Origin of the sequence: Nigerium massiliense (assembly GCF_000826085.1) — a bacterium.
Taxonomy (GTDB): Bacteria; Actinomycetota; Actinomycetes; order Propionibacteriales; family Propionibacteriaceae; genus Propioniciclava; species Propioniciclava massiliense.
The window spans coordinates 206,842-228,400 of the sequence record NZ_CCYM01000002.1; the positions used below are offsets into that span (position 1 = coordinate 206,842).

Here is a 21,559-nt window from a genome sequence, read left to right on the forward strand (position 1 = left end):
GTCGGCGGAGCGTCGGCACCGGGCCCACCGGTAGCCTGGCTGGCGTCCAAGACTGAGACCATCCGGAGGGCCATCGTGACGCCGACCTCGTCCCATACCTATTGCATCCTCGAGGTGCCGGGCGGTTCGGCCCTCTCCCCCTTCCGGGCGGCGGCCGTCATGGGCCGCCTTCAGCAGGTGGCGCCGCGGGTGAGCGGGGTCACCGCGCGCTACGTCCACCTCGTGGCGTCCGATTCCGCGCTGACCCCGGACGCCGCCGAGGCCGTCGCGGCGATCCTCGACTACGGTGACGCGCCGTCCGCCGCCCCGCAGGGCGCGACCGCGACCATCGTCGTGTCGCCCCGTCTCGGCACCATCTCGCCGTGGGCGTCCAAGGCCACCGACATCGTCCGCAACTGCGGCATCGAGGTGCACCGCGTCGAGCGGGTCACCGAGTACACGCTCGCCCTCGACGGCGAGCTGTCTGATGACCAGTGGCAGGCCTGCGCGGACGTCCTGCACGATCGCATGACCGAATCGGCGCTGCCCGGCCTCGAGGCCGCCGAGGCCGTGTTCGCCGAGAAGGACGCCGAGCCGATGGAGCACGTCGACGTGCGCGGTCGCGGCCGCGCGGCCCTCGTCGAGGCGAACGCCGCCTACGGCCTGGCCCTCTCGGACGACGAGGTCGACTACCTCGTGGACGCCTTCACCGCCCTCGACCGCAACCCCACCGACGTCGAGCTCATGATGTTCGCGCAGATGAACTCCGAGCACTGCCGCCACAAGATCTTCAACGCCGACTTCGTGATCGACGGCGAGCCGCAGGACAGCTCGCTGTTCGGCATGATCCGCAACACCGAGAAGGTGGCGGGCGGGCCGGCGTCCGGCACCGTCGTGGCGTACTCCGACAACTCCTCGGTCATGGAGGGCGGGCAGGCCACCCGCTTCCTCCCCGCCCCGGACGACGCCCACGCCGGCCCCGCGCCCTACGCGGAGCGCCCCGGCGAGGTCCACGTCCTGATGAAGGTCGAGACGCACAACCACCCGACCGCGATCTCGCCGTTCCCCGGCGCCGCGACGGGCTCGGGCGGCGAGATCCGCGACGAGGGCGCCACCGGGCGCGGGTCGCAGCCGAAGGCGGGCCTGACCGGGTTCATCGTGTCCAACCTGAACCTGCCCGGCACCGACGAGCCCTGGGAGGCCGAGCGGTACGGCGCGCCGGACCACCTCGCGTCCCCGCTGGAGATCATGACCGAGGCGCCGCTGGGCGCCGCCGCGTTCAACAACGAGTTCGGACGCCCCGGCCTCGGCGGGTTCTTCCGCGTGTACGAGCAGACAGTGGACAGCGTCCGCCGCGGCTACCACAAGCCGATCATGAGCGCCGGCGGTCTCGGACAGATCGCGGCCGAGCAGACCGAGAAGGTGCGCTTCGGCGAGGGATCCCTGCTGATCCAGCTGGGCGGCCCCGGTATGCGCATCGGCATGGGTGGCGGTGCGGCGTCCTCGATGGCGTCCGGCACGAACGCCGCGGCGCTCGACTTCGACTCGGTGCAGCGCGGCAACCCCGAGATGGAGCGGCGCGCCCAGGAGGTCATCACGGCGTGCGCCGCGCTGGGCGACGAGAACCCGATCCTCGCGATCCACGACGTGGGCGCCGGCGGTCTCTCGAACGCGTTCCCCGAGCTGGTGGACGACGCCGGCATGGGCGCCCGCTTCGACCTGGACGCTGTGCCGCTGGAGGAATCCGGCCTGGCGCCCAAGGAGATCTGGAGCAACGAGAGCCAGGAGCGCTACGTCCTGGCCATCGCCCCCGACGCGTTGGAGCGCTTCGCCGCCATCTGCGCCCGCGAGCGGGCCCCGTTCGCCGTGGTCGGGCGGGCGTTCGACGACGGACGCCTCGTGCTCGCCGACAACGGCATCGAGGGCGGCCCCGGCGACGACCCTGCGGCCGACATGCCATTGCAGGTGCTGCTCGGCAAGCCGCCGAAGATGCTGCGCAACGTCACCCGACTCGAACGCTCCGGGGACGCCTTCGACCTGGCGCCGTTCGACGACGCCGCAGCGGTGCGCGAGTCGGCCTACGCCGTGCTGCGCCACCCGAGCGTCGCCTCCAAGCGCTTCCTGATCACCATCGGCGACCGCACCGTCGGCGGACTGACGCACCGCGACCAGATGGTCGGCCCGTGGCAGGTGCCGGTGGCCGACGTCGCCGTCACCCTCACCGACCACGTCGGGTTCGCCGGTCAGGCGATGAGCTCCGGCGAGCGGACGCCGCTGGCCTCCGTCGACGCGCCCGCGTCCGGCCGGATGGCGGTCGGCGAGGCGATCACGAACCTGCTCGCCGCCCCGATCACGCTCAACCGGGTCAAGCTGTCGGCCAACTGGATGGCCGCCTGCGGCGAGCCCGGCGAGGACGCCGCCCTCTACGACACCGTCCGCGCTGTCGGCCTGGAGCTGTGCCCGGCGCTCGACGTCAGCATCCCCGTCGGCAAGGACTCCTTGTCGATGCGCACCACGTGGTCGGACGCCGACGGCGCCAAGCAGGTCACCTCGCCGGTGTCTTTGGTCGTCACCGCCTTCGCCTCGCTGACGGACGTCCGCGGCACGCTCACCCCGCAGGTCGCTCCCGGCCAGACGCTGCTGCTCGTCGACCTCGGCGCCGGAGCGGACCGCCTCGGCGGCTCGATGTTCGCCCAGGTCAACGACGCGTTCGGCGACGCGGTCCCCAACCTCGACGACCCCGCGCGCCTCGTCGCGCTGGTGGACGCCGTCAACGAACTCCGCGACGCCGGGCTGATCGCCGCCTACCACGACCGCTCCGACGGCGGCCTGTGGGCGGCGGCGGTGGAGATGGCACTGGCCGGGTCGACCGGCCTCGATCTGGACGTGGCGTCCGTCGCGGCACTGTTCACCGAGGAACTCGGCGCCGTGCTGGCTGTGCCCGCGGCGTCCGTCGCCGAGGCGTCGGCCGTGCTCACCAGGCACGGCCTGGGCGACCTGACCCGACAGGTGGGCGCCACCAGTCCGGGCGGCTCCCCCGCCCCGGCCGGGGCCCGGGTGAGCGTCGCGATCGCCGGACGCCCCACGTTGGACGAGCCGCTCCGCTTGCTGGGTCAGGCATGGGACGAGGTGTCGTGGCGGATGGCCGCCCTGCGCGACAACCCCGCCTGCGCCGACGCCGAGCACGCCGCGTTCGCCGCGGACGGCGACCCCGGCCTGTACGTCAAGACGACGTTCGACCCGCGCGAGGACGTCGCCGCCCCCTCCATCGCCACGGGCGCCCGCCCCAGGGTGGCGATCCTGCGCGAGCAGGGCGTCAACAGCCACGTGGAGACCGCCTACGCGTTCCACACGGCGGGATTCGAGGCCGTCGACGTCCACATGACCGACCTGCAGCACGGCCGCTTCGACCTCGCGGACGCGGCCGGCCTGGTCGCCGTCGGCGGGTTCTCCTACGGAGACACGCTCGGCGCGGGCGAGGGCTGGGCGCGGTCGATCCTGCACAACCCGGCGCTGACGGACGCCTTCGCGTCCTTCTTCGCCCGGCCCGACACGTTCGGCCTCGGCATCTGCAACGGCTGCCAGATGTTCGGCGCCCTCGCCGAGCTCATCCCGGGTGCTGAGGCCTGGCCGCTGTTCCGCCGCAACACCTCCGAACAGTTCGAGGCGCGGCTGTCGCTGGTCGAGGTGCTGGACTCCCCGTCCCTTTTCACCGCGGGCATGGCGGGGTCGCGGCTCCCGATCGCGGTGTCCCACGGTGAGGGCCGCGCCGACTTCGCCACCCGAGGCGACGCCGGCGCCGTGCACGGCGTCCTGCGCTACGTCGACAACCACGGACGTCCGACCGAGGCCTACCCGGCCAACCCGAACGGCTCGCCCGGCGGGCTCACCGCGGTGACGACGCCGGACGGCCGGTTCACCGCGATGATGCCGCACCCCGAGCGGGTGCTCCGCAACCTCCAGCTGAGCTGGACGAGCGGCGAGGTGGGCGACGCGAGCCCGTGGCTGCGGCTGTTCCGCAACGCACGGGCCCACCTCGGCTGAATCTCCCGCCCCGAACAGTTCGGAGCAACGGCGACGCTTACCTGTACTGACCGGACACGTTGATCAATCGCCGGCTGGTCGCCGCGAGCCGGTCAGCGAAGCCGGGCGGATTGGACCTCGGGCATGGGGTCTTCAGGTCAGGCCCGCGCGGATCGCCGGTTCTGCAGGTGGCGGCGGAGGTACTCGCCCGTGTGGGTGTCTGTGCGGGCGAGGTCGGTGACGCTGCCGGTGAACTGCACGAGTCCGCCGTTGTGACCGCCGTCGGGTCCTAGATCGACGACGTGGTCGGCGGCTGCGATGACGTCGAGGTCGTGCTCGATGACGATGACCGTGCGGCCGTCGTCGACGAGGCGGTGCAGCAGGTCGACGAGCCGGCCGGTGTCGTTGGGGTGCAGTCCTGTGGTGGGTTCGTCCAGGACGATGATGTCCGCGCCGGCCGTGAGCTCGCGAGCCAGCTTGAGGCGCTGTCGTTCCCCGCCGGACAAGGTGATGAGGTTCTGGCCGAGGGTGACGTAGCCGAGCCCGACTTGTGAGGCTGTGGTGAGTAGCCGGACGAGGCGGGTGTCGGTGAAGTGGTCGCGCGCCTCGTCGATGGTCAGCTCGAAGACGTCCGCGATGGTCAGCCCGTCCACTGTGTGCCGTAGGGCGCCTGGGCGGAAGCGCCTGCCCCCGCATGTCTCGCAGGGGGTCGTGACCGAGTCTGCGAAGCCGAGGTCGATGAAGGTCAGGCCGGTGCCTTCGCAGGCGCGGCAGCCGCCGTCGGCGTTGGGTGAGAAGAGCCCGGCGGGCTGGCCTGTCGCCTTGGGGTAGATGCGACGGATCTCGTCGAGCATGCCGGTCCAGGAAGCTGGCGTGGAGCGGCGCGAGCCGCGGATCGGGCCTTGGTCGACGAGGACCGCATCGGGGGCCACCTGGGGTAGGTGCCCGTGGATCAGGGAAGACTTTCCCGAGCCAGCGACGCCGGTCACGACGGTGAGGACGCCGAGGGGGATGTCGACGCTGACGTCACGCAGGTTGTGCGAACGGGCGTGCTCGATGCGCAGCAGACCGGTGCTCACGCGTGGTTCGCGGTCCGTGACGTGGTGGGCCCGCAGCGCTGCACCCGTCGGGGTGTCGGTGCCGCGCAGCTGTTCGAAGCTGCCCTGGAAGACGAGTCGGCCGCCGTGTGGTCCGGGGGCTGGGCCGATCTCGATGACCTGGTCCGCGATGGCCATGATGGCGGGGTCGTGCTCGACGACCAGGACGGTGTTTCCCTTGTCGCGCAAGTCGATCAGCAGCTGGGCGAGCCGGTCGACATCTCGCGCGTGCAGGCCGGTGGTCGGCTCGTCGAAGATGTACAGCATGTCGTTGAGCGTGCTGCCGAGGTGCCCCACCATGCGCACCCGCTGCGCCTCACCGCCGGACAGGGTGGCGGTGGCCCGGTCGAGGCTGAGATAACCCAGGCCGAGCTCGATGAGACGGTCGAGCTGGGTGGTGATCTCGTCGACGACGGTGCGGAGCGGGCCGAGGTCCCATCCACGCATCGTGTCGCTCAGGTCGCTGACCTGCATCGCGTACGCGGCTGGGAGCATGAGTCCGTCGATGTGGGCGGTGCGGGCAGCCGCGTTCAACCGTGTGCCGCCGCAGTCGGTGCAGGGCTGCTCGGTGACCAGCCTGTCGTATGCCTTCTTGGCCTCCCCCTTGAGTTGGGCAGGGTCCTTGGCGAGCTGGATTCGCCTGAACCGCACCAGGACCCCTTCGTACTCGCCCGGGAGGGCATGCGGACCGGTGGGCTCCACCTCGCCGGGCGCCGCATCGAGGAGCAGGTGGCGTTCCTTGGTCGAGAACTGCTCGATCGGCACGTCGATGTCGAACAGCCCGCTGTCGGCGTAGCGGCGCCAAGCCAGTGACCCGGTCTTGTACTCGGGGTGGCGGAAGGGGCCTTCGCGTAGCGAGCGCGCTTCGTCGAGGAAGCCCTCGACATCGAGTGCCTTCTCTCGTCCGAGCCCTTGGCAGGTCGGGCACATGCCGGCCGGGTCGTTGAACGAGAAGGCGTAGGAGTACCCGACGTGTGGGTCGGCGCCTCGGGACCAGAGCATCCGCATCCAGTCGCCGATGTCGGTGAAGGTCGCCACCGTCGAACGGGGCCCGCCGACGAGGCGTCGCTGATCGATGACCACGGCTGCCGACAGGTTCTCCAGGAGATCGACGTCAGGGCGACCGTAGGACGGCAGGTAGTTCTGCGCGAACGCACTGAAGGTGGAGTTGATCTGGCGCTGCGCCTCTGCGGCGATGGTGTCGAAGACCAGAGACGACTTCCCCGACCCCGAGACACCGACCACCACGATCAGGCTGCGCTTGGCGAGGTCGAGGTCGAGGTTCTGCAGATTGTTCTGACGTGCACCGCGCACGCGAATCTCGTTGAGAGTCATGGCTTCGTCAGCCCCTCTGCCTCCAGAACCACCGTCATCCCGACACCTCCCCTTCGCGTCTACCGTACAACGTACGGTACAGACTGCCGCTATATTCCCGGTGTCGCAAGGAGGTCAGTCATGAAGCCGTCCAGACAGACTCACGCAAGCAGCGAGCCCGAACCGCTACGCCTGCTCCAGCTCCTGTGGAGCCCCGCCACAAAGATGGGTCGGTCCGGTACGACGCTGGACGCCGTGGTCGAGCGCGCGGTCAGGCTCGCCGACGCCGACGGGATCGGGGCGCTGACGATGCGCCGCCTCGCCGACGAGGTGGGCGTGGGTGCCATGACCCTGTACGGCTACGTCCCGGGCAAGCCCGAACTGGTCGAGCTGATGATCGACCGCGTGGCCACGACGACCTATGCGGGACGTGACAAGCCGGCCGATCTGCCCGACTGGCGCACCGCTGTGCGGCACATCGCGACCTGCAACTACGAACACGCCGTCGCGCACGGCTGGCTCGGCGACGTGTCCCCGGCCAGGCCGATCCTGGGGCCCGGGCACCTGGCGAAGTACGAGGACGAGCTCGCCCCGCTGGACGGCATAGGTCTGGACGACCTGACCATGGACCAAGCGCTGACGCACCTGCTCGCCACCACGCAGTACGCAGCCCGGTGGCACGTTGCGATGGACCGTGCCCGTGCCGAGAGCAGGCTCTCCGACGCGCAATGGTGGCAGACGGTCGGCCCTCGCCTCAGCGACATGCTCGGCGACAACGACCTGCCCATCTCCAGCCGGGTGGGTCACACCGTCGCCAACGCCGGCGACCCCGCAGGATTCTGTGCACGCGCGGTCGAGACCATCATCAGCGACCTCGAACAACGAGTCACCGACAACCCCTGACCGTCCCCGATCAATACACCTAGCGCGTCGCGGCGACGCTCATCCGCTCCAGGGTCGCGTTGCTGGCTCCGGACCGCTGGGCCCGGACGATCGCGTCCAGCTCGGCCCGCGTCACGCCCGCGGCGGCGGCCTTGCGCCGCGCCGCCGGGGTGGTCAGGTCGGGGATCGTGATCCGACCGCGGCGCGTGTCGGACGATGTCGTCGTCCCGGTGCGGACGGACGCTGCGCGCGTCCCCATGCCGGAGACCGGGCCGCCGACGCCCATCGCCGCGCTGGTGGGCGGCGCGTAGCCGTAGCGTTGGCCGTCCGCGTTCGGGTGGTACGAATCCCCGGCGCTCAGGGTGGTGAGGTTGGTGATCCACGCGGGCCGGTCGCAGACGGCGTGCCCGGCCATGATGCCGCGGACGTCGGCGAACGCGAAGCCCGCTTTGGCGGCCTCGCCGGCGAGGATCGCGTCGAGCCGGCGGGTGGCCGAGTTCAGCCGGCTCATCTCGTCTCCGGAGAAGAAGGTGAGCACGTGGCAGTCGGTGCCGTTGAACAGCAGCGGGTACCCGGTGACCGTCACTTTGGCGTGGGGCGCACGGGCCCGCACGGACGCGTACAGGCCGGCGAGCCGTCCGGGCAACGCGTTGTTCGCGGTGGCCAGCGCGTCGTCGATGGCGCCGTTGCAGTTCGACATCCACCCGGGCTGGGCGCACTCGGAGATCACGTGCGAGAACCCGACATCGTTGCCGCCGGCGCTGATGGTGACGTACGCCGTCGAGGCGTTCAGGGCGCCCAGTTGGCGTCCGGCGACGTCGGCGACCACGGCGCCGGAGCAGGCCTGCAGGTCGAGGGCCAGGCCTTGGCTTTGGGCGATGAGCACGTCGTGGGTGTTGGCGGAGCGGCGGCAGCCGCTGCCGTCGTTGATGTAGTTGCCCGCTCCGGCCCCGGCAGCGTAGGAGTCGCCGAGCGCGACGTAACCGGGGGCGGCGGTGGCCGCATGGGCGGGGGGCGCGGTCAGGACGCTGGACGCGCCGGCCACGATGGTCAGGGCCGCGAAGGCGCGGCGGATGAAGGTCTTCACCGGGGAAACTCCTGTCGAGGGGGACTCTGACTGGAGTTTTCACCATGGAAGCGGCGAGCGCACCGGGTCCGGCGAGGTTCTGACCGATGGTTAGCGACACGCGCGCAGAGGGAGCCGCGCCCATCGGGGGGCCGGGCCCGCTCCGCGGAGTCAGGAGTTGAAGCGGTTCTGCGCCGCGGGGAGCCCCTCGCGGATCAGCGCCTCGACGGCGTCCGCGGCGCGGTCGACGTCGAGGGCCAGGTCCTCCCGCAACGAGGCGGGGATCTGGTTGAGCACGTAGTCGGCCGGGGCCTGCCGGCCGGGCGGGCGTCCGATGCCGAAGCGGACGCGGTAGAAGTCGCCGCCGCCCAGACTCGAGCGGATCGACTTCAGCCCGTTGTGCCCGTTGTCGCCGCCGCCCTTCTTCAGGCGGAGCGTATGGGCGTCGATGTCGAGCTCGTCGTGGATGACGACCAGGTGGTCGGCCGCGATCTTGTAGAAGGCGGACGCCTTCGCCACGGCGACGCCGGAGTCGTTCATGTAGGTGCGGGGCTTGATCAGGACGACGCGCTCGGCGTCCGCGCCGATGCCGCCCATGCCCGTGGCGGTGAGCCGGGTCTCGCAGACGTCCGCGCGCATGCCCCGGGGCGCGGCGAAAGAGCCCGCCGCACGCCGCGCGAGCTCGTCCGCCACCATGAACCCGACGTTGTGCCGGGTGTTGGCGTAGGCCGGGCCGGGATTACCGAGCCCGGCCACCAGCCAGGCCGCCAAATTAGTTGTCGCCCTCGGAATCGCCCTCGGACTCCTCGGAGGACTCGCCCTCCTCGGACGCCTCGTCGGCAGCCTCGGCCTCGGGCTCCTCGCCCTCCTCGGTCGCCTCGGAGACGGCCTCGTCGAGCTCGGCCTCCAGCTCCTCTTCCGACTTGGCCTGGGACACCGAGACGATCAGCAGATCGGGGTCGCCGTTGAAGACCGTGCCCTCGGGGAGCTTCAGGTCCTTCGCCAGCACCTGGTCGCCGGCCACGAGGTCGGTGATGTCCACCTCGAGGTTGCTCGGGATGTCGATCGCCGGGGCGTCGACCTCAAGCACCTGCGCGTCGAGGTTGACGATGTTGTCCGGCTTGTCCTCGCCGACGAGCTGCACCGGCACCTCCACGGTCACGGTCTCGCCGCGGCGGACGGTGACCAGGTCGACGTGCTCGAGGAAGCCCCTGATCGGGTCGCGCTGCACCTGCTTGGGCAGCGCCAGGCCGGAGCGGCCGCCGTCGATCGTGATCGACAGCAGAGCGTTGGCGGTGCGCAGCGCGAGCAGGGTCTCGTGGCCCGGCAGGGTGATGTGAATGGGATCGGTGCCATGACCGTAGATGACGGCCGGCACCTTGTTGTCACGGCGGATGCGTCGGGCCGCGCCCTTGCCGAACTCGGTACGCGACTCGGCTTCGATCTTGATCTCGTCTGCCACTGGAAACTCCTCGAACCTCAACTGGGAAAATAGGGGGCTCGGCGACAGGCGGACACGGGACCTTGTCGATCACGGGTGTCGGGACACCCCTCGCCGAGGCAACCCTGCCAGCCTACCCGACGTACGCGCGGCGGCGAAATCCCTCCGCTCAGCCGCGCCTCTCGTCGACCAGCTCGCGAAGCACCGTGGTGTCGAGATCGCTCAGCCGGTCGACCAACACCTGCTTCTCAAGGCGCTGCAGGTCGGCCAGCGACATTGACGACAGCCGCGCGATGACGTCCTGCTTCGCCTCGTCCGGCGGGAGTTGCGCCGCCGGGGCGGGCGTGGGGGCCTGCTTGCCGAGGTCGCGCTTGCCGCCGCCCTTGGGGACGGTCGTGGTGATCGACAAGATGGCGAGCACGAGGAACACCAGGTTGACGCCGAGCGCGATCATGCCGGCCAGGCGGATCGCCGTGTTGTCGGTGCGGCCCTCCATCGTGACGACGTTGTCCATGAACGACCCGCTCGACCCGGCCATCGCGGTGAACACCGCCAGCGACACGGCAGCGCCGATCGCGCCGCCCAGCGAGGAGGCCATCTTGTAGATGCCCGCGCCGGAACCGGCCTGCGCGGCGGGCAGGTTGCTCAGCGCGGCGTCCGTCGACGGGGTGGCGTAGAACGCCAGGCCGAGGCCGAACAAACAGTAGGCGATGATCGCCAAGATGGCGTACTGGCCGATGAGCAGGTGGGTGGCCATCAGCAGCAGGCAGGCCACGATGACGATGAGCGTGCCCCAGATCATCGGCTTGCGCGGACCGAAGCGCTGCAGCAGCTTCTCGCCCACGCGGATGAACGCGATGATGAAGACGCCGTAGCCGATGGTCAGCAGGCCGGCGTCCCAGGCGGTGTAGGGCGAGCCGTCCGGCTTGTGCCCGGCGAGCTGGATCAGCTGCTGGGAGACGATCAGCATGCCGATGGTCGCGTTCAGCAGGAAGTTCGAGATCGTGGCACCGGTGAAGGTGGTGTTCACGAACAGCCCGAAGTCGATGAACGGGTTGGCCTGCTTCTTCTCCCAGAAGACGAACGCCACCCAGGCCGCGATCGCGACGGCGCCGAGCACCAGCACCGTGCTGCTCGTCCAGCCCGGGCCGGAGCCGAACAGCAGCACGATCATCAGCCCGAGCGTGCCGACGATGAAGAGCGCCAGGCCCACGATGTCGAACGCCTTGCGGCCGGTGTCCGGGACCCGGCTCTCGGGGGTGCCGAGGATCATCAGGATCGAGATCACCGAAATGACGATCGAGGCCATGAAGATGCCGCGCCAGCCGACGTACTGCACGACGGCGCCGCCGAACAACGCTGCCAGGCCGGAGCCACCCCACGACCCGATCGACCACATGGACACGGCTCGCTGGCGGGCGGGGCCGTCCCAGTAGGTCTTGAGCAGGGCCATCGTGGACGGCATGATGCAGGCCGCCGAGAAGCCCTGGATCGCGCGGCCGGCCAGCAGCAGCGGCAACGCGAGCGGCCCTGCGGCGAAGATGAGCAGCGCGGAGCCGATGATGCCCATGACCAGGCCGATCAGGGTGATGCGGACGCGGCCGACCTTGTCGGCCAAGCCGCCCATCAGCACGATGAAGAGTCCGGAGAACAGCGAGGTGATCGACACCGCGAGGTTCATCTGGGTGGCGTTGACGTAGCTGTTCCCGCCGGCGTTGATGTCGGCCAGGATCGCCGGGGCGACTGTGCCCTCAAGGACAAGATCCCGGCCCCCGACGTCGCACTCGGTCAGCACGTCCCGCGATGCTGTTGATGTCGCTGGGGATGTCCACCGGCACGGTTGAGCCGCCGCTGCTCAGGCGCGGGCGATGGGGCCGCGCGACTTCGGCAAGATCTGGTCGATGGCCGGCTCCGGCTACACCCTCGGCATGGCCGTCGGCGCGCCGATCTGGGGGGCCTTCTACGACCCGGTCACGAAGTCGTACACGACCGGCTTCTACCTCGCCCCGATCGCGCTGGCCATCGTCCTCGTGGGCTCGGTGATCGGCTCCCGGGCGGGCTACCGCCAGCACACGGCGATGCACGAGAAGGAACTCGCCGCCTGGGAGGCGGACGACGCGGAGGCCGCCCCGGCACGGTGACGGCGTGCCGGAACGGCGTCCCGCCGGAGGGGCGACCTACACGTGGGCGCCCTCGAACAGCTTGGTGACCGAACCGTCGGTGAAGACCTGCTGGATGGCCTCCGCGATCAGCGGAGCCACCGACAACACCGTGAGCTTCGGGATGTCGACCTCGTCCGGGATCGGCATCGTGTTCGTGACGATGACCTCCTCGAACGCGGACTCGTTGAGCCGCTGCGCGGCCGGCCCCGACAACACCGGATGCGTCGCGGCCGCGATGACGGCCTTCGCGCCGCGCTCCTTCAGCGTCTGGGCGGCCAGGCAGATCGTGCCGGCCGTGTCGATCATGTCGTCGACCAGCAGGCAGACCCGGTCGCGCACGTCGCCGACGACCTCGCCGACGGCGACCTCGTTGGCCTTGTTCGGGTCACGGCGCTTGTGGATGATCGCCAGCGGGGCGCCCAGGCGGTCGGAGTACGCATCGGCCAGGCGGACGCGGCCGGCGTCCGGGGAGACGACCGTCATCTCGTCCAGCGGGTACTTGCTGACGACGTAGTCGGCGAGCACGGGCAGCGCGATCAGATGGTCGACCGGGCCGTCGAAGAAGCCCTGGATCTGCGAGGCGTGCAGGTCGATCGACATCAGCCGGTCGGCGCCGGCCGTCTTGTACAGGTCGGCCACCAGGCGGGCCGAGATCGGCTCACGGCCGGCGTGCTTCTTGTCCTGGCGCGCGTAGGGGTAGAACGGGGAGACCACGGTGATGCGTTTGGCGGACGCGCGCTTGAGCGCGTCCACCATGATGAGCTGCTCCATCAGCCACTCGTTCACGGGGGCGCAGTGGCTCTGGATGACGAAGGCGTCCGCGCCGCGCACGGACTCCTCGAAGCGGACGTAGATCTCGGAGTTGGCGTACGTCAGCGACCGCGTGGGCACCAACTCGACGTGCAGAAGGTCGGCGACCTCCTCGGCCAGCTCCGGGAACGCACGCCCGGTGCACAGCATCAGGTGCTTCTCGTTCGGCCGTTTGATGCCGCTCACTCGGTTACTCCCTCACCCTGACGCGCCGCGCGGGCCGCCTCCGCGACCGGAGTGCCCGCCAGGCTCTTGTCGACCCAACCCGCTTCGTTCACCTGCTCGCCCCGCGCCACCGCGAGGTCACCCGCGGGCGACGTCGTCCGTGATGACGGAACCGCCCGCCACGTAGGCGCCGTCCGCCACCGTCACGGGCGCGAGAAGAACCGCCCCAGCGCCGATGAAACCGCCACGTCCGACCTCGGTGTGATGCTTGGCGGCCCCATCGTAGTTCCCGAAGACGACCCCGGGGCCGATGTTGGCCTCAGCGCCGACCTCGGCGTCTCCGACGTAGGCCACGTGCGGAATCTTCGCACCGCGTCCGACGCGCGCGTTCTTCGTCTCGACGAAGGTGCCGAGACGGACCTCCTCGCCGAGCTCGCTACCCGGACGGAGCAGGGCGTACGGGCCGACGGTGGCGCGGGCGCCGATGAGGGCCAGCGTGCAGTCGGAGCGGGTGACGGTGGCGTCCTCGTCGACCTCGACGTCCACCAGCGTGGTGTCGGGGCCGACGCGCGCCCCGGATTTGATGGTCGTCGCGCCGCGAAGGTGGGTGCCCGGGAGCAGCGTAACGTCCTGCTCGATGCTGACGGTGTCCTCGATCCAGGTGGTGTCCGGGTCGACGATGGTGACGCCCGCGCGCATCCAGCGCTCGCAGATGCGGCGGTTGACCTCTTTGCCCATCGCGGCCAGCTGCACGCGGTCGTTGATGCCCTCCGCCTGCCAAGCGTCGGTGAGCACCTGCGGGTGGACGCGGCCGCCGCTGCTGCGCGCGTAGCGGATCACGTCGGTGAGGTAGAGCTCACCCTGGGCGTTGTCGGTGGTCAGGGACGCGAGCCCGGCGCGCAGGACGTCGGCGTCGAAGACGTAGATGCCGGCGTTGATCTCGCGGATCGCGACCTGCTCGGGCGTGCAGTCCTTGCGCTCGACGATGGCGGTGACCTGGCCGTCGGCGTCCCGCACGACGCGTCCGTAGGAGCCGGCGTCGTCGAGGACGGTGGTGAGGACGGTCGCCGCGTCCCCGTGGCGCCGGTGGGTGGCGACGAGCTCGGCCAGCGTCTCGCCCGAGAGCATCGGGACGTCGCCCATGGTGACGACGACCTCACCCTGCACGTCGGGGATCGGCACGAGGCCCGATCGCACGGCGTCCCCGGTGCCGTTGGGCTGCTCCTGGACCGCGATCGTGACGTCGGGCGCGATCTCGGACAGGTGCGTCTGCACCTGCTCGCGCTGGTGACCCACCACGACCACGAGGCGCTCTGGTGAGACGGCGCGGGCGGCGTCCACCGCGCAACTGAGCAGCGTGCGGCCGGCCACCTCGTGCAGAAGCTTCGAGGTGCGGGACTTCATCCGGGTGCCAGCGCCGGCCGCGAGGACGACGACGGCCGCCACGCCTGGTTCGGACGTCGGTGCGGTCATGGGTTTCTCCCTCCGGGGACGGAACGCCTCCGCTCCCCGGGTAGGAGTCGAACCTACGTCGCTTGTCCTGATTCAAAGTCAGGCGGGCCCTGCCGGCAGACCAACCGGGGAACGCCCCGTCAGGCAGGGCTGGGTCGAGTCTAGAACGCCCGGCGATCGTTAGCGACTCGACGCCGACCGGCGCGGCGCGCAGCAGGGCCGCCCCTACCGCGACGCGACGTGGGACAATCGAGCAGTGAGTTCCGTCCCCGCTCCACGAGCCCGGCACGCGCGCGTCCGGATGACCCGCGCCGAGCGCCGCGAGCAACTCATCGAGGTCGCCACCGGGTTGTTCGCCGAGCGGGGGCTCGAAGGGACGTCGGTCGAGGAGATCGCGGCCCACGCCCAGGTCAGCAAGCCCGTGGTGTACGAGCACTTCGGCGGCAAGGAGGGGTTGTACGCGGTCGTCGTCGACCGTGAGATCAGGACCCTGCACGACGGCATCCACGTCGCCATCACCCGGCACACGAACCCGCGGCGGCTGATCGAGCTCGGCACCCTCGCGCTGCTCGACTACATCGAGGACCACCCCGACGGCTTCCGCATCATCGCCCGCGACTCGTCGCCGTACACGACCAGCGGCTCGTTCCAGACGATCCTGTCGTCGGTCGCCAGCCGGGTGGAGGGGCTGCTCGCCGAGCAGCTCGCCGGACGCGGCTTCGACCCACAGACGGCCCCGCTGTATTCCCAGATGCTCGTGGGGTTGGTGGCGCTCGCCGGTCAGTGGTGGGTGGACGCCCGCGTCACCTCCGGCATGAACAAGCCCGAGGTCGCCGCCCACCTGGTGAACCTGGCGTGGAACGGCATGCGGAACCTGCAGGTCTCCCCTCAACTGCGGATCGTCGACGATCACCAGCCCGAGGTCGACACCCCGTCCGAGCCCGACGACGTGGCCTGATGGTGCTGGGGCAGCATTTGCCTGGCCGGAGTGATTCCGCGATAAGGGCGGTTCGTCTTCGAGCCTGATTTCAGCCGCTAGATCGGGCGCTGACAAGCAAAAATGAACGGCCCGAGCATTGGTCAGCGGTACGCGTCAGAGCGGTGCACCACGCCAACAATGGTCACACGGTCATCGATGCGGTAAATAGTCCGGTAATCGCCTCGTCGGGCGCTGTGGAGTCCCTCGAGTTCGAACCGGAGGGCTTTGCCGACCCGACGGGGATTATCAGCAAGCGGGCCGTAGATGAACTCGACCGCCGCAGTTGCCACCTTCTCCGGCAACTTCTGAAGAGCGCGCTTAGCCGTGGGCGTCCATGCGATCTCACGCGGATCGCTCATCGACGCAGGGTCGCGAGGATGGCGTCCTTGCTGAGGATCTCAGCATCGCCATCGGCGAGCTCGGCGAGGCTGTCACGGATCTGGCCGACGACGTGGGGACGGCTCACAATCTCAAGGGTCTCCTCAAGGGAGGCGAGATCGTCGACACTGGTGAGAACGGCCGCCGGCTTGCCGTGCCGCGTGATGACGACGCGATCGTGTTCGCGTTCGACCTGGTCCACCACCTCGGACAGGTGGTTCTTGACATCCCGGAGGGCCATGCTGGGCTCGATCGCCATGGCTACAAGTGTAGCTACACAACGCATCGCATCAACACCCCCGCGTCACAACCCAGGTCACCGACTAAATGATCAGCTGCGCTCCCGGCACCGGACCGGCGACGCGGCGCACGGCGCGACACAGCCCCAGCGAGGACAGCTTCACCGACAGGTCGATCGCTGCGGACTCGTCCGCGGCGAGGAACGCGCACGTCGGCCCCGACCCCGACAGCAGGGACGCCAGCGCGCCCAGTTCCTTGCCGGCGTCCAACAGCGTCGCGAGCTCGGGACGCATCGCCATGGCGGGCTCGGCGAGGTCGTTGACCAGGTGCGGCGCGAGCGCGACGGGGTCGCCGGCGGCCAGCGCGGCGAGCAGCTCGGGCGGGACGTCCAGGTCCCGCTCGGGACGGGCGTCGTCCATCTGGTCGAAGAGCCGGAAGACCGCGGCGGTCGACAGCTCGAAGTCGGCGAACGCCAGCACCCAGTGATAGCAACCCCGGCTGAGCACCGGCACCAGCCGGTCGCCGCGCCGCTTGCCGAGGGCGGTCTGCCCGTGCAGAGCGAAGGGGACATCGGCGCCGAGCATCCCGCCCAGCTGCGCGAGCTCCGCCGGTCCGACGTCCAGATCCCACAGCACCGAGCAGGCCAGCAGCGCAGCGGCGCAGTCGGCCGACCCGCCCGCCATGCCGCCCGTGACGGGGATGGCCTTGCGGATCCGGATCTCCGCGCCGAGCCGCCCGGGATCCCCGTAGCGTTCGGCGAGCAACTTCGCGGCCCGGACGGCCAGATTGGCGTCCCCCGTCGGCACGAGCGAGCTCTGCTCCCCCGTCATGGTCACGCCGAACTCGCCGGCCGGCGCCGTGCGGACGGCGACCTCGTCCACGAGCGACACCGCCTGGAACACCGTCGCGAGCGGGTGGTACCCGTCCGGCTGCACCGGCCCCACCTTGAGGGCGAGGTTGATCTTCCCGGCGGCTCGCACGCGAACCCACTCATCCGCCTCGCCTCGCAACTGCATGGGGACGTTCCTACCAGTCACCCGCGTGTCCGGGCTAATGGACGCCCTGGGCGCGCGTATCCTGCGGCAGTTGCTCGGCGATGCGGGCGAACTCGCCCACGCCGAGGGTCTCGCCGCGGGCCGTCGGGTCGACGCCAGCGGCGGTCAGCGCGTCGGCGGCCGCGGCTGACGACCCGAACATGCCCGCGAGCGCGCCGCGCAGCATCTTGCGGCGCTGGGCGAAGGCGGCGTCGACCACGGCGAACACCTGCTCACGGGTCGCGGAGGTGGGCGGCGGCTCGCGGCGCGTGATACGCACGAGCCCGGACTCCACGTTGGGCACCGGCCAGAACACCTTCGGCGGCACCGTCCCGACCCGGACGGCCTCGGCGTACCAGGCCATCTTCACGCTCGGAACCCCGAAGACCTTCGAGCCGGGCGGGGCCACCAGGCGGTCGCACACCTCCAACTGCACCATGACGAGCCCGCGATCCCAGCTGCCGAAGGACGCCAGCAGGTGCAGCAGGACCGGAACGCTGACGTTGTACGGCAGGTTCGCCACGACGATGGTGGGCTGAGGGTCGGGCAGTTCGGTGACGGTGAGGGCGTCCTCCGCGATGACCCGGAGATCGTCCGCGCGGCCGGGCGCGTGCTCGGCGACCGTGGCGGGCAGCCGGCGAGCCAGGACGTCGTCGATCTCGATCGCCGTCACCGCGCGCGCTGCCTCAAGCAGGCCCAGGGTGAGCGAGCCGAGCCCAGGACCGATCTCGAGCACCACGTCATGCGGCGTCACGCCGGCCGCGGCGACGATGCGTCGCACCGTGTTGGCGTCGTGGACGAAGTTCTGCCCGCGCTGCTTGGTGGGCTTCAGCGCGAGTTCCGCGGCGAGCTGGCGCAGCGTGCGCGGGTCGAGCAGCCCCTCAGCCACGGTCGTCCCGCCCCTCGCCCCAGTCGCCGAAGACGGCGGTCGCGTTCGCGTGCAGGGCGTCGCACAGCGCCGCCAGGTCGTCCCCGCGCTGCTCGGCCAGGAACCGGGCGGTGACCGGCACCAGGTACGAGGCGTTCGGCGCGCCGCGGAACGGCACCGGCGTCAGATAGGGCGCGTCGGTCTCGACGAGCAGCCGGTCGGACGGCGTGATCCGCAGCGCCTCACGCAGAGCCTCGTTCGGCTTGAACGTCACCGTGCCGGGAAACGACAGCCAGGCCCCGGCGTCCAGGCACCGGCGGGCGAACGTCGCGTCGGCCGAGAAGCAGTGGAACTGGACGCGGTCGGGCCAGCCCTCGGCGTCCAGGACGTCCGCGATGTCGTCGTGGGCGTCCCGGTCGTGTATCACGAGCGCCTTGTCGTACGCCTTCGCCCAGGCGATGTGGGCCGCGAAAGCCTCCTTCTGGAGGCGCTGAGCGGCCGGCTCGGTCGTGCGGTAGTAGTCGAGCCCCGTCTCCCCCACCCCGCGCACCCGCGGATGGTCGATCAGGGCCTCGAGCCGCGCCAGCTCGGCGGGCAGCCGATCGCCGAGGCGGGCCGCGTCGTTGGGATGCAGGGCCACCGCGGCGACCACCCCGTCGAACCGCTCGGCGTGCGCGATCGCGCCGGCTGACGACTCCACGTCGACGCCGACGTCCACGAGCCGGGTGACGCCCACCGCGGCGGCGCGCCAGACGGACTCGTCGGCGCTCAGGCCGTCCTCCCCCTCGGCAACGCTGTCCAGGTGGGTGTGGGCGTCGGTCACCGGACGCGGGAGCGCCTCGGGCGCGCCGGGACGCTGCTTCACGATGTGACCTGCTTCCTCGCGGCGAGCGCCGCGTCGTAGAGCATTCCCTTGGCCAGGCCGGACGCCGCAGCGACGTCCGAGACCGCGGCCTTCATGCGCTCGCCGGCCTCGACCCGGGCGACGACGTCGGCGACCGCGTCGCCCAGGCTGGCGGCCCCTCGCTCGGCGCCGCCGATGACGACCGTGATCTCCCCGCGCACCCCCTCGACGGCCCACTGCGCCAGCTCCCCCAGTGGGGCGCGGACGACCTCCTCGTAGGTCTTGGTGAGCTCGCGGGCGACGACACCGGGCCGGTCGGCGCCGAACGCTTCGGCGGCGTCGGTGAGGAAAGCGGCGAGCCGGTGCGGCGCCTCGAAGAACACCATCGTTCGTTCCTCGGCGGCCAGCGACGCCAGCCGCCGCGCCCGCTCGCCGTGCTTGCGCGGCACGAATCCCTCGAAGCAGAACCGGTCGGTGGGCAGCCCCGACACCGCCAGCGCGGTCAGAACGGCCGACGGCCCCGGCACCGCCGTCACCCGATACCCGGCGGCGACGGCGGCGTTGACGATGCGGAAGCCCGGATCCGAGACCAGGGGCATGCCGGCGTCCGTCACCACGAGGACGCGCTTGCCGTCGGCTAGCGCCTCCAGCAGCAGGTCGACCCGGGACGCCTCGTTCCCGTCGAAGTACGAGACCACCGGCGCCGACAGCTCGACCCCGAGGCGGGCCGCCAAGATCTTGAGTCGCCGGGTGTCCTCGGCCGCGACCATCCCCGCGCGGCGCAGTTCACGCACCAGCGCCGGGCTGCCGTCGGCGAGGTCGCCGATGGGGGTCGCGGCCAGCACCAGCAGGCCCTGGCCGTCCACGTCGTCCGCTGAAGTCACCTGCCCAGTATGGCCACCTTCGACGCCTGGGTCGGGACGCCGCGTCCGCCGGCCGTGCCGGAGCACCTGGTGTCGCGGCTGCGTCCCCGTAGGATGACGGCGTGACAGACGCGAGCAGCGCCCCCGATCGGGCCGAGGCAGGGGCGGTGGCCGCCGCGACGAGCGACCCGGTCGACCGGCGAGGGGCCTCCCGCGCGCCGCGCCTGACACCGCTGACCACGCTCGACCGGCTGCGCGGCCCGTTGCCGAACGATCGGGCGGCGTCTTGGGCCGTGACGGTGGGGTTGGCGCTGTTCGCCTTCTGCCTGCGGGTCATCAACCTGGGCTACCCGCGCAACCTCGTCTTCGACGAGACCTACTACGCCAAGGACGCCTACTCACTCATCAAGTTCGGCTACGAGCGGTCCTGGCCCGAGACGGCCAACGACTCGATCCTGGCCGGAAACCCCGACGTGATGCAGAGCGGGCCGGCCTTCGTGGTGCACCCGCCGGTCGGGAAATGGCTGATCGGCGTCGGCGAGCAGCTGTTCGGCATGAACGCGTTCGGCTGGCGCATCGCCTCCTGCGTGTTCGGGGCCCTGCTCGTCGCCGCCACGATCCGGCTGGCGCGGCGCCTCTCGCGCTCGACGCTGATCGGCGGCATCGCCGGCGTCCTGCTGACGTTCGACGGCCTGGCGTTCACCATGTCGCGGATCGCGCTGCTCGATATCTTCCAGGCCTTCTTCCTCGTGACCGCGGTCGCGTGCGTGGTCGCCGACCGGGACTGGTTCCGCGATCGGCTCGCCGACCACCTCGTTAAGCGCTCGGCCACCGATCTGGGCGGCGGCTTCGGCCCGGTCGTGCTGTGGCGGCCGTGGCGGCTGGCCGCGGGCGTCGCTTTCGGACTCGCGCTGGGCACCAAGTGGAACTCGATCTACGTGCTGGCCGCCTTCGGCGTCCTCAGCGTGCTGTGGGACGTCGGCGCCCGTCGCCTCGCCGGGGCCGACTTCCGCTCCTGGCTGGCCCTGCTCGCCGACGGCCTGCCCGCCTTCTTCTGGATGGTGATCGTCGCCGCCGGCACGTACCTGGCGACCTGGACGGGCTGGCTCACCACGTCCGGCGGCTGGTCGCGGGACTGGGCCGCGCAGCACCCGGACGAGCCGCTGGCCCGCACCTTCGGGGACGCCCTCGGCTCGCTGTTCTGGTACCACAAGGAGATCTACGAGTTCCACACCGGTGACTTCATCAACGGCGCCACGCACCCCTACGACGCGAACCCGGCCGGCTGGCTGCTGATGCTGCGCCCGATCGGCATCGACGCCGTCAACGACATCAAGCCCGGCACCGACGGCTGCGCCGGACCCGAGAACTGCCTCCGGGTCATCAGCGGCATGGGCACACCGGTGCTGTGGTGGCTGGCGCTGCTCGCCCTCGTCGTCGCCGGCGTGTGGTGGATCGCCGGGCGCGACTGGCGGTTCGGGGTGCCGCTCGTCGGCGTCCTGTCGGTCTGGCTGCCCTGGTTCCAGTACACGGACCGGCCGCTCTTCTTCTTCTACGCGATCAACATCATCCCGTTCTCGGTGATCGCGCTGTCCCTGGTCATGGGGCTGCTGCTCGGCAGGTCCGACTCGCCGCATCGGCGTCGCGGGGGGATCATCTGCGGCGTCGCCGTGGCGCTCGTGATCGTGAACTTCGGCTACCTCTACCCGGTGCTGACCGACCAGCTCCTGCCCTATCACTCCTGGCTCTCCCGCATGTGGTTGCCGAGCTGGATCTGACGACGCTCCTGGCCGGGCGGCCGTCCGTGGTGAGGGAAGCGTAATGATTCGTGACGTGACCGCTCCCCCTTTGTAACACCGCGCTCCTGCTGCCGAGGCCGCCCCACGGGGTAGCGTGGCAAAGAAGTTGCGGCTGAGTCTCATACCTGGGGGGTGGCGGAGTGCGGAGCTTGCGGACCATCGC

General features: G+C 70.7%; 18 protein-coding genes and 1 tRNA gene. 5 read left to right on the forward strand and 14 right to left on the reverse strand.

Annotated features, from left to right (window positions below; translation table 11 throughout):
• Window positions 1–75 precede the first annotated feature (75 nt).
• Window positions 76–4,023: a phosphoribosylformylglycinamidine synthase gene (purL, locus tag BN1187_RS02440; RefSeq protein ID WP_052462200.1), complete on the forward strand. Its 3,948-nt coding sequence runs from the start codon at window positions 76–78 to the stop codon at window positions 4,021–4,023.
• 137 nt (window positions 4,024–4,160) lie between these two features.
• Here purL and BN1187_RS02445 read toward each other — a convergent pair whose 3' ends face one another.
• The gene (locus BN1187_RS02445) at window positions 4,161–6,413 is read right to left on the reverse strand and encodes an ATP-binding cassette domain-containing protein (protein WP_235750551.1); all 2,253 of its coding nucleotides are present in this window, start codon (window positions 6,411–6,413) and stop codon (window positions 4,161–4,163) included.
• 141 nt (window positions 6,414–6,554) lie between these two features.
• On the opposite strand from BN1187_RS02445, the gene BN1187_RS02450 reads away from it, so the two are divergent.
• Complete coding sequence (locus tag BN1187_RS02450; RefSeq protein ID WP_040158406.1) at window positions 6,555–7,316, forward strand: TetR/AcrR family transcriptional regulator; 762 nt, start codon at window positions 6,555–6,557, stop codon at window positions 7,314–7,316.
• A 19-nt stretch (window positions 7,317–7,335) separates the two neighbouring features.
• On the opposite strand, the gene BN1187_RS02455 is transcribed toward BN1187_RS02450, so the two are convergent.
• From BN1187_RS02455 to BN1187_RS02470, 4 genes are all read right to left on the reverse strand, one after another.
• The gene (locus tag BN1187_RS02455; protein WP_218184553.1) at window positions 7,336–8,382 is read right to left on the reverse strand and encodes an SGNH/GDSL hydrolase family protein; all 1,047 of its coding nucleotides are present in this window, start codon (window positions 8,380–8,382) and stop codon (window positions 7,336–7,338) included.
• 150 nt (window positions 8,383–8,532) lie between these two features.
• On the reverse strand, window positions 8,533–9,132 hold the full coding sequence (gene pth, locus BN1187_RS02460; protein WP_040158408.1) for an aminoacyl-tRNA hydrolase: 600 nt from the start codon (window positions 9,130–9,132) through the stop codon (window positions 8,533–8,535).
• Between the two features lies 1 nt (window position 9,133).
• Entirely contained in the window at window positions 9,134–9,823 is a 690-nt protein-coding gene (locus tag BN1187_RS02465) for a 50S ribosomal protein L25/general stress protein Ctc (protein WP_040158411.1), read from the reverse strand.
• A 148-nt stretch (window positions 9,824–9,971) separates the two neighbouring features.
• A complete protein-coding gene (locus BN1187_RS02470) occupies window positions 9,972–11,597 on the reverse strand; it encodes an MFS transporter (RefSeq protein WP_082034456.1) in 1,626 nt (541 codons plus the stop codon).
• 73 nt (window positions 11,598–11,670) lie between these two features.
• On the opposite strand from BN1187_RS02470, the gene BN1187_RS02475 reads away from it, so the two are divergent.
• Window positions 11,671–11,943: a hypothetical protein gene (locus tag BN1187_RS02475; RefSeq protein WP_040158415.1), complete on the forward strand. Its 273-nt coding sequence runs from the start codon at window positions 11,671–11,673 to the stop codon at window positions 11,941–11,943.
• A 36-nt stretch (window positions 11,944–11,979) separates the two neighbouring features.
• Here the strand turns inward: BN1187_RS02475 and BN1187_RS02480 are convergent, their stop codons facing one another.
• The 3 genes from BN1187_RS02480 to BN1187_RS02490 all read right to left on the reverse strand — a co-directional run bounded on the left by BN1187_RS02480 (window position 11,980) and on the right by BN1187_RS02490 (window position 14,523).
• Complete coding sequence (locus tag BN1187_RS02480; RefSeq protein ID WP_040158418.1) at window positions 11,980–12,960, reverse strand: ribose-phosphate diphosphokinase; 981 nt, start codon at window positions 12,958–12,960, stop codon at window positions 11,980–11,982.
• A 117-nt stretch (window positions 12,961–13,077) separates the two neighbouring features.
• Window positions 13,078–14,412, reverse strand: coding sequence for a bifunctional UDP-N-acetylglucosamine diphosphorylase/glucosamine-1-phosphate N-acetyltransferase GlmU (gene glmU, locus BN1187_RS02485; RefSeq protein WP_235750552.1), 1,335 nt, complete (start codon window positions 14,410–14,412; stop codon window positions 13,078–13,080).
• Between the two features lie 32 nt (window positions 14,413–14,444).
• Window positions 14,445–14,523 (reverse strand) — tRNA-Gln (locus BN1187_RS02490).
• 169 nt (window positions 14,524–14,692) lie between these two features.
• On the opposite strand from BN1187_RS02490, the gene BN1187_RS02495 reads away from it, so the two are divergent.
• Window positions 14,693–15,349: a TetR/AcrR family transcriptional regulator gene (locus tag BN1187_RS02495; RefSeq protein WP_052462201.1), complete on the forward strand. Its 657-nt coding sequence runs from the start codon at window positions 14,693–14,695 to the stop codon at window positions 15,347–15,349.
• A gap of 122 nt (window positions 15,350–15,471) precedes the next feature.
• On the opposite strand, the gene BN1187_RS02500 is transcribed toward BN1187_RS02495, so the two are convergent.
• From BN1187_RS02500 to rsmI, 6 genes are all read right to left on the reverse strand, one after another.
• Window positions 15,472–15,729: a type II toxin-antitoxin system RelE family toxin gene (locus tag BN1187_RS02500; RefSeq protein WP_072041939.1), complete on the reverse strand. Its 258-nt coding sequence runs from the start codon at window positions 15,727–15,729 to the stop codon at window positions 15,472–15,474.
• Window positions 15,726–16,007, reverse strand: a complete 282-nt coding sequence (locus BN1187_RS02505; RefSeq protein WP_040158421.1) for a type II toxin-antitoxin system Phd/YefM family antitoxin — start codon at window positions 16,005–16,007, stop codon at window positions 15,726–15,728. Before BN1187_RS02505 ends, BN1187_RS02500 begins: the two co-directional genes overlap by 4 nt.
• A 64-nt stretch (window positions 16,008–16,071) precedes the next feature.
• Window positions 16,072–17,004, reverse strand: coding sequence for a 4-(cytidine 5'-diphospho)-2-C-methyl-D-erythritol kinase (locus tag BN1187_RS02510; RefSeq protein ID WP_040158422.1), 933 nt, complete (start codon window positions 17,002–17,004; stop codon window positions 16,072–16,074).
• 34 nt (window positions 17,005–17,038) lie between these two features.
• Window positions 17,039–17,911 (reverse strand): 16S rRNA (adenine(1518)-N(6)/adenine(1519)-N(6))-dimethyltransferase RsmA, encoded by an 873-nt coding sequence (gene rsmA / locus BN1187_RS02515; RefSeq protein WP_040158424.1) that lies wholly within the window; start codon window positions 17,909–17,911, stop codon window positions 17,039–17,041.
• Window positions 17,904–18,755, reverse strand: a complete 852-nt coding sequence (locus BN1187_RS02520) for a TatD family hydrolase (RefSeq protein WP_040158427.1) — start codon at window positions 18,753–18,755, stop codon at window positions 17,904–17,906. The genes rsmA and BN1187_RS02520 overlap by 8 nt, the downstream gene beginning before the upstream one ends.
• Complete coding sequence (gene rsmI / locus BN1187_RS02525) at window positions 18,752–19,618, reverse strand: 16S rRNA (cytidine(1402)-2'-O)-methyltransferase (RefSeq protein ID WP_235750553.1); 867 nt, start codon at window positions 19,616–19,618, stop codon at window positions 18,752–18,754. Before rsmI ends, BN1187_RS02520 begins: the two co-directional genes overlap by 4 nt.
• A 212-nt stretch (window positions 19,619–19,830) precedes the next feature.
• Here rsmI and BN1187_RS02530 point away from each other — a divergent pair, with 212 nt between their 5' ends.
• Window positions 19,831–21,375: a dolichyl-phosphate-mannose--protein mannosyltransferase gene (locus tag BN1187_RS02530; RefSeq protein ID WP_052462397.1), complete on the forward strand. Its 1,545-nt coding sequence runs from the start codon at window positions 19,831–19,833 to the stop codon at window positions 21,373–21,375.
• Window positions 21,376–21,559: the final 184 nt, after the last annotated feature.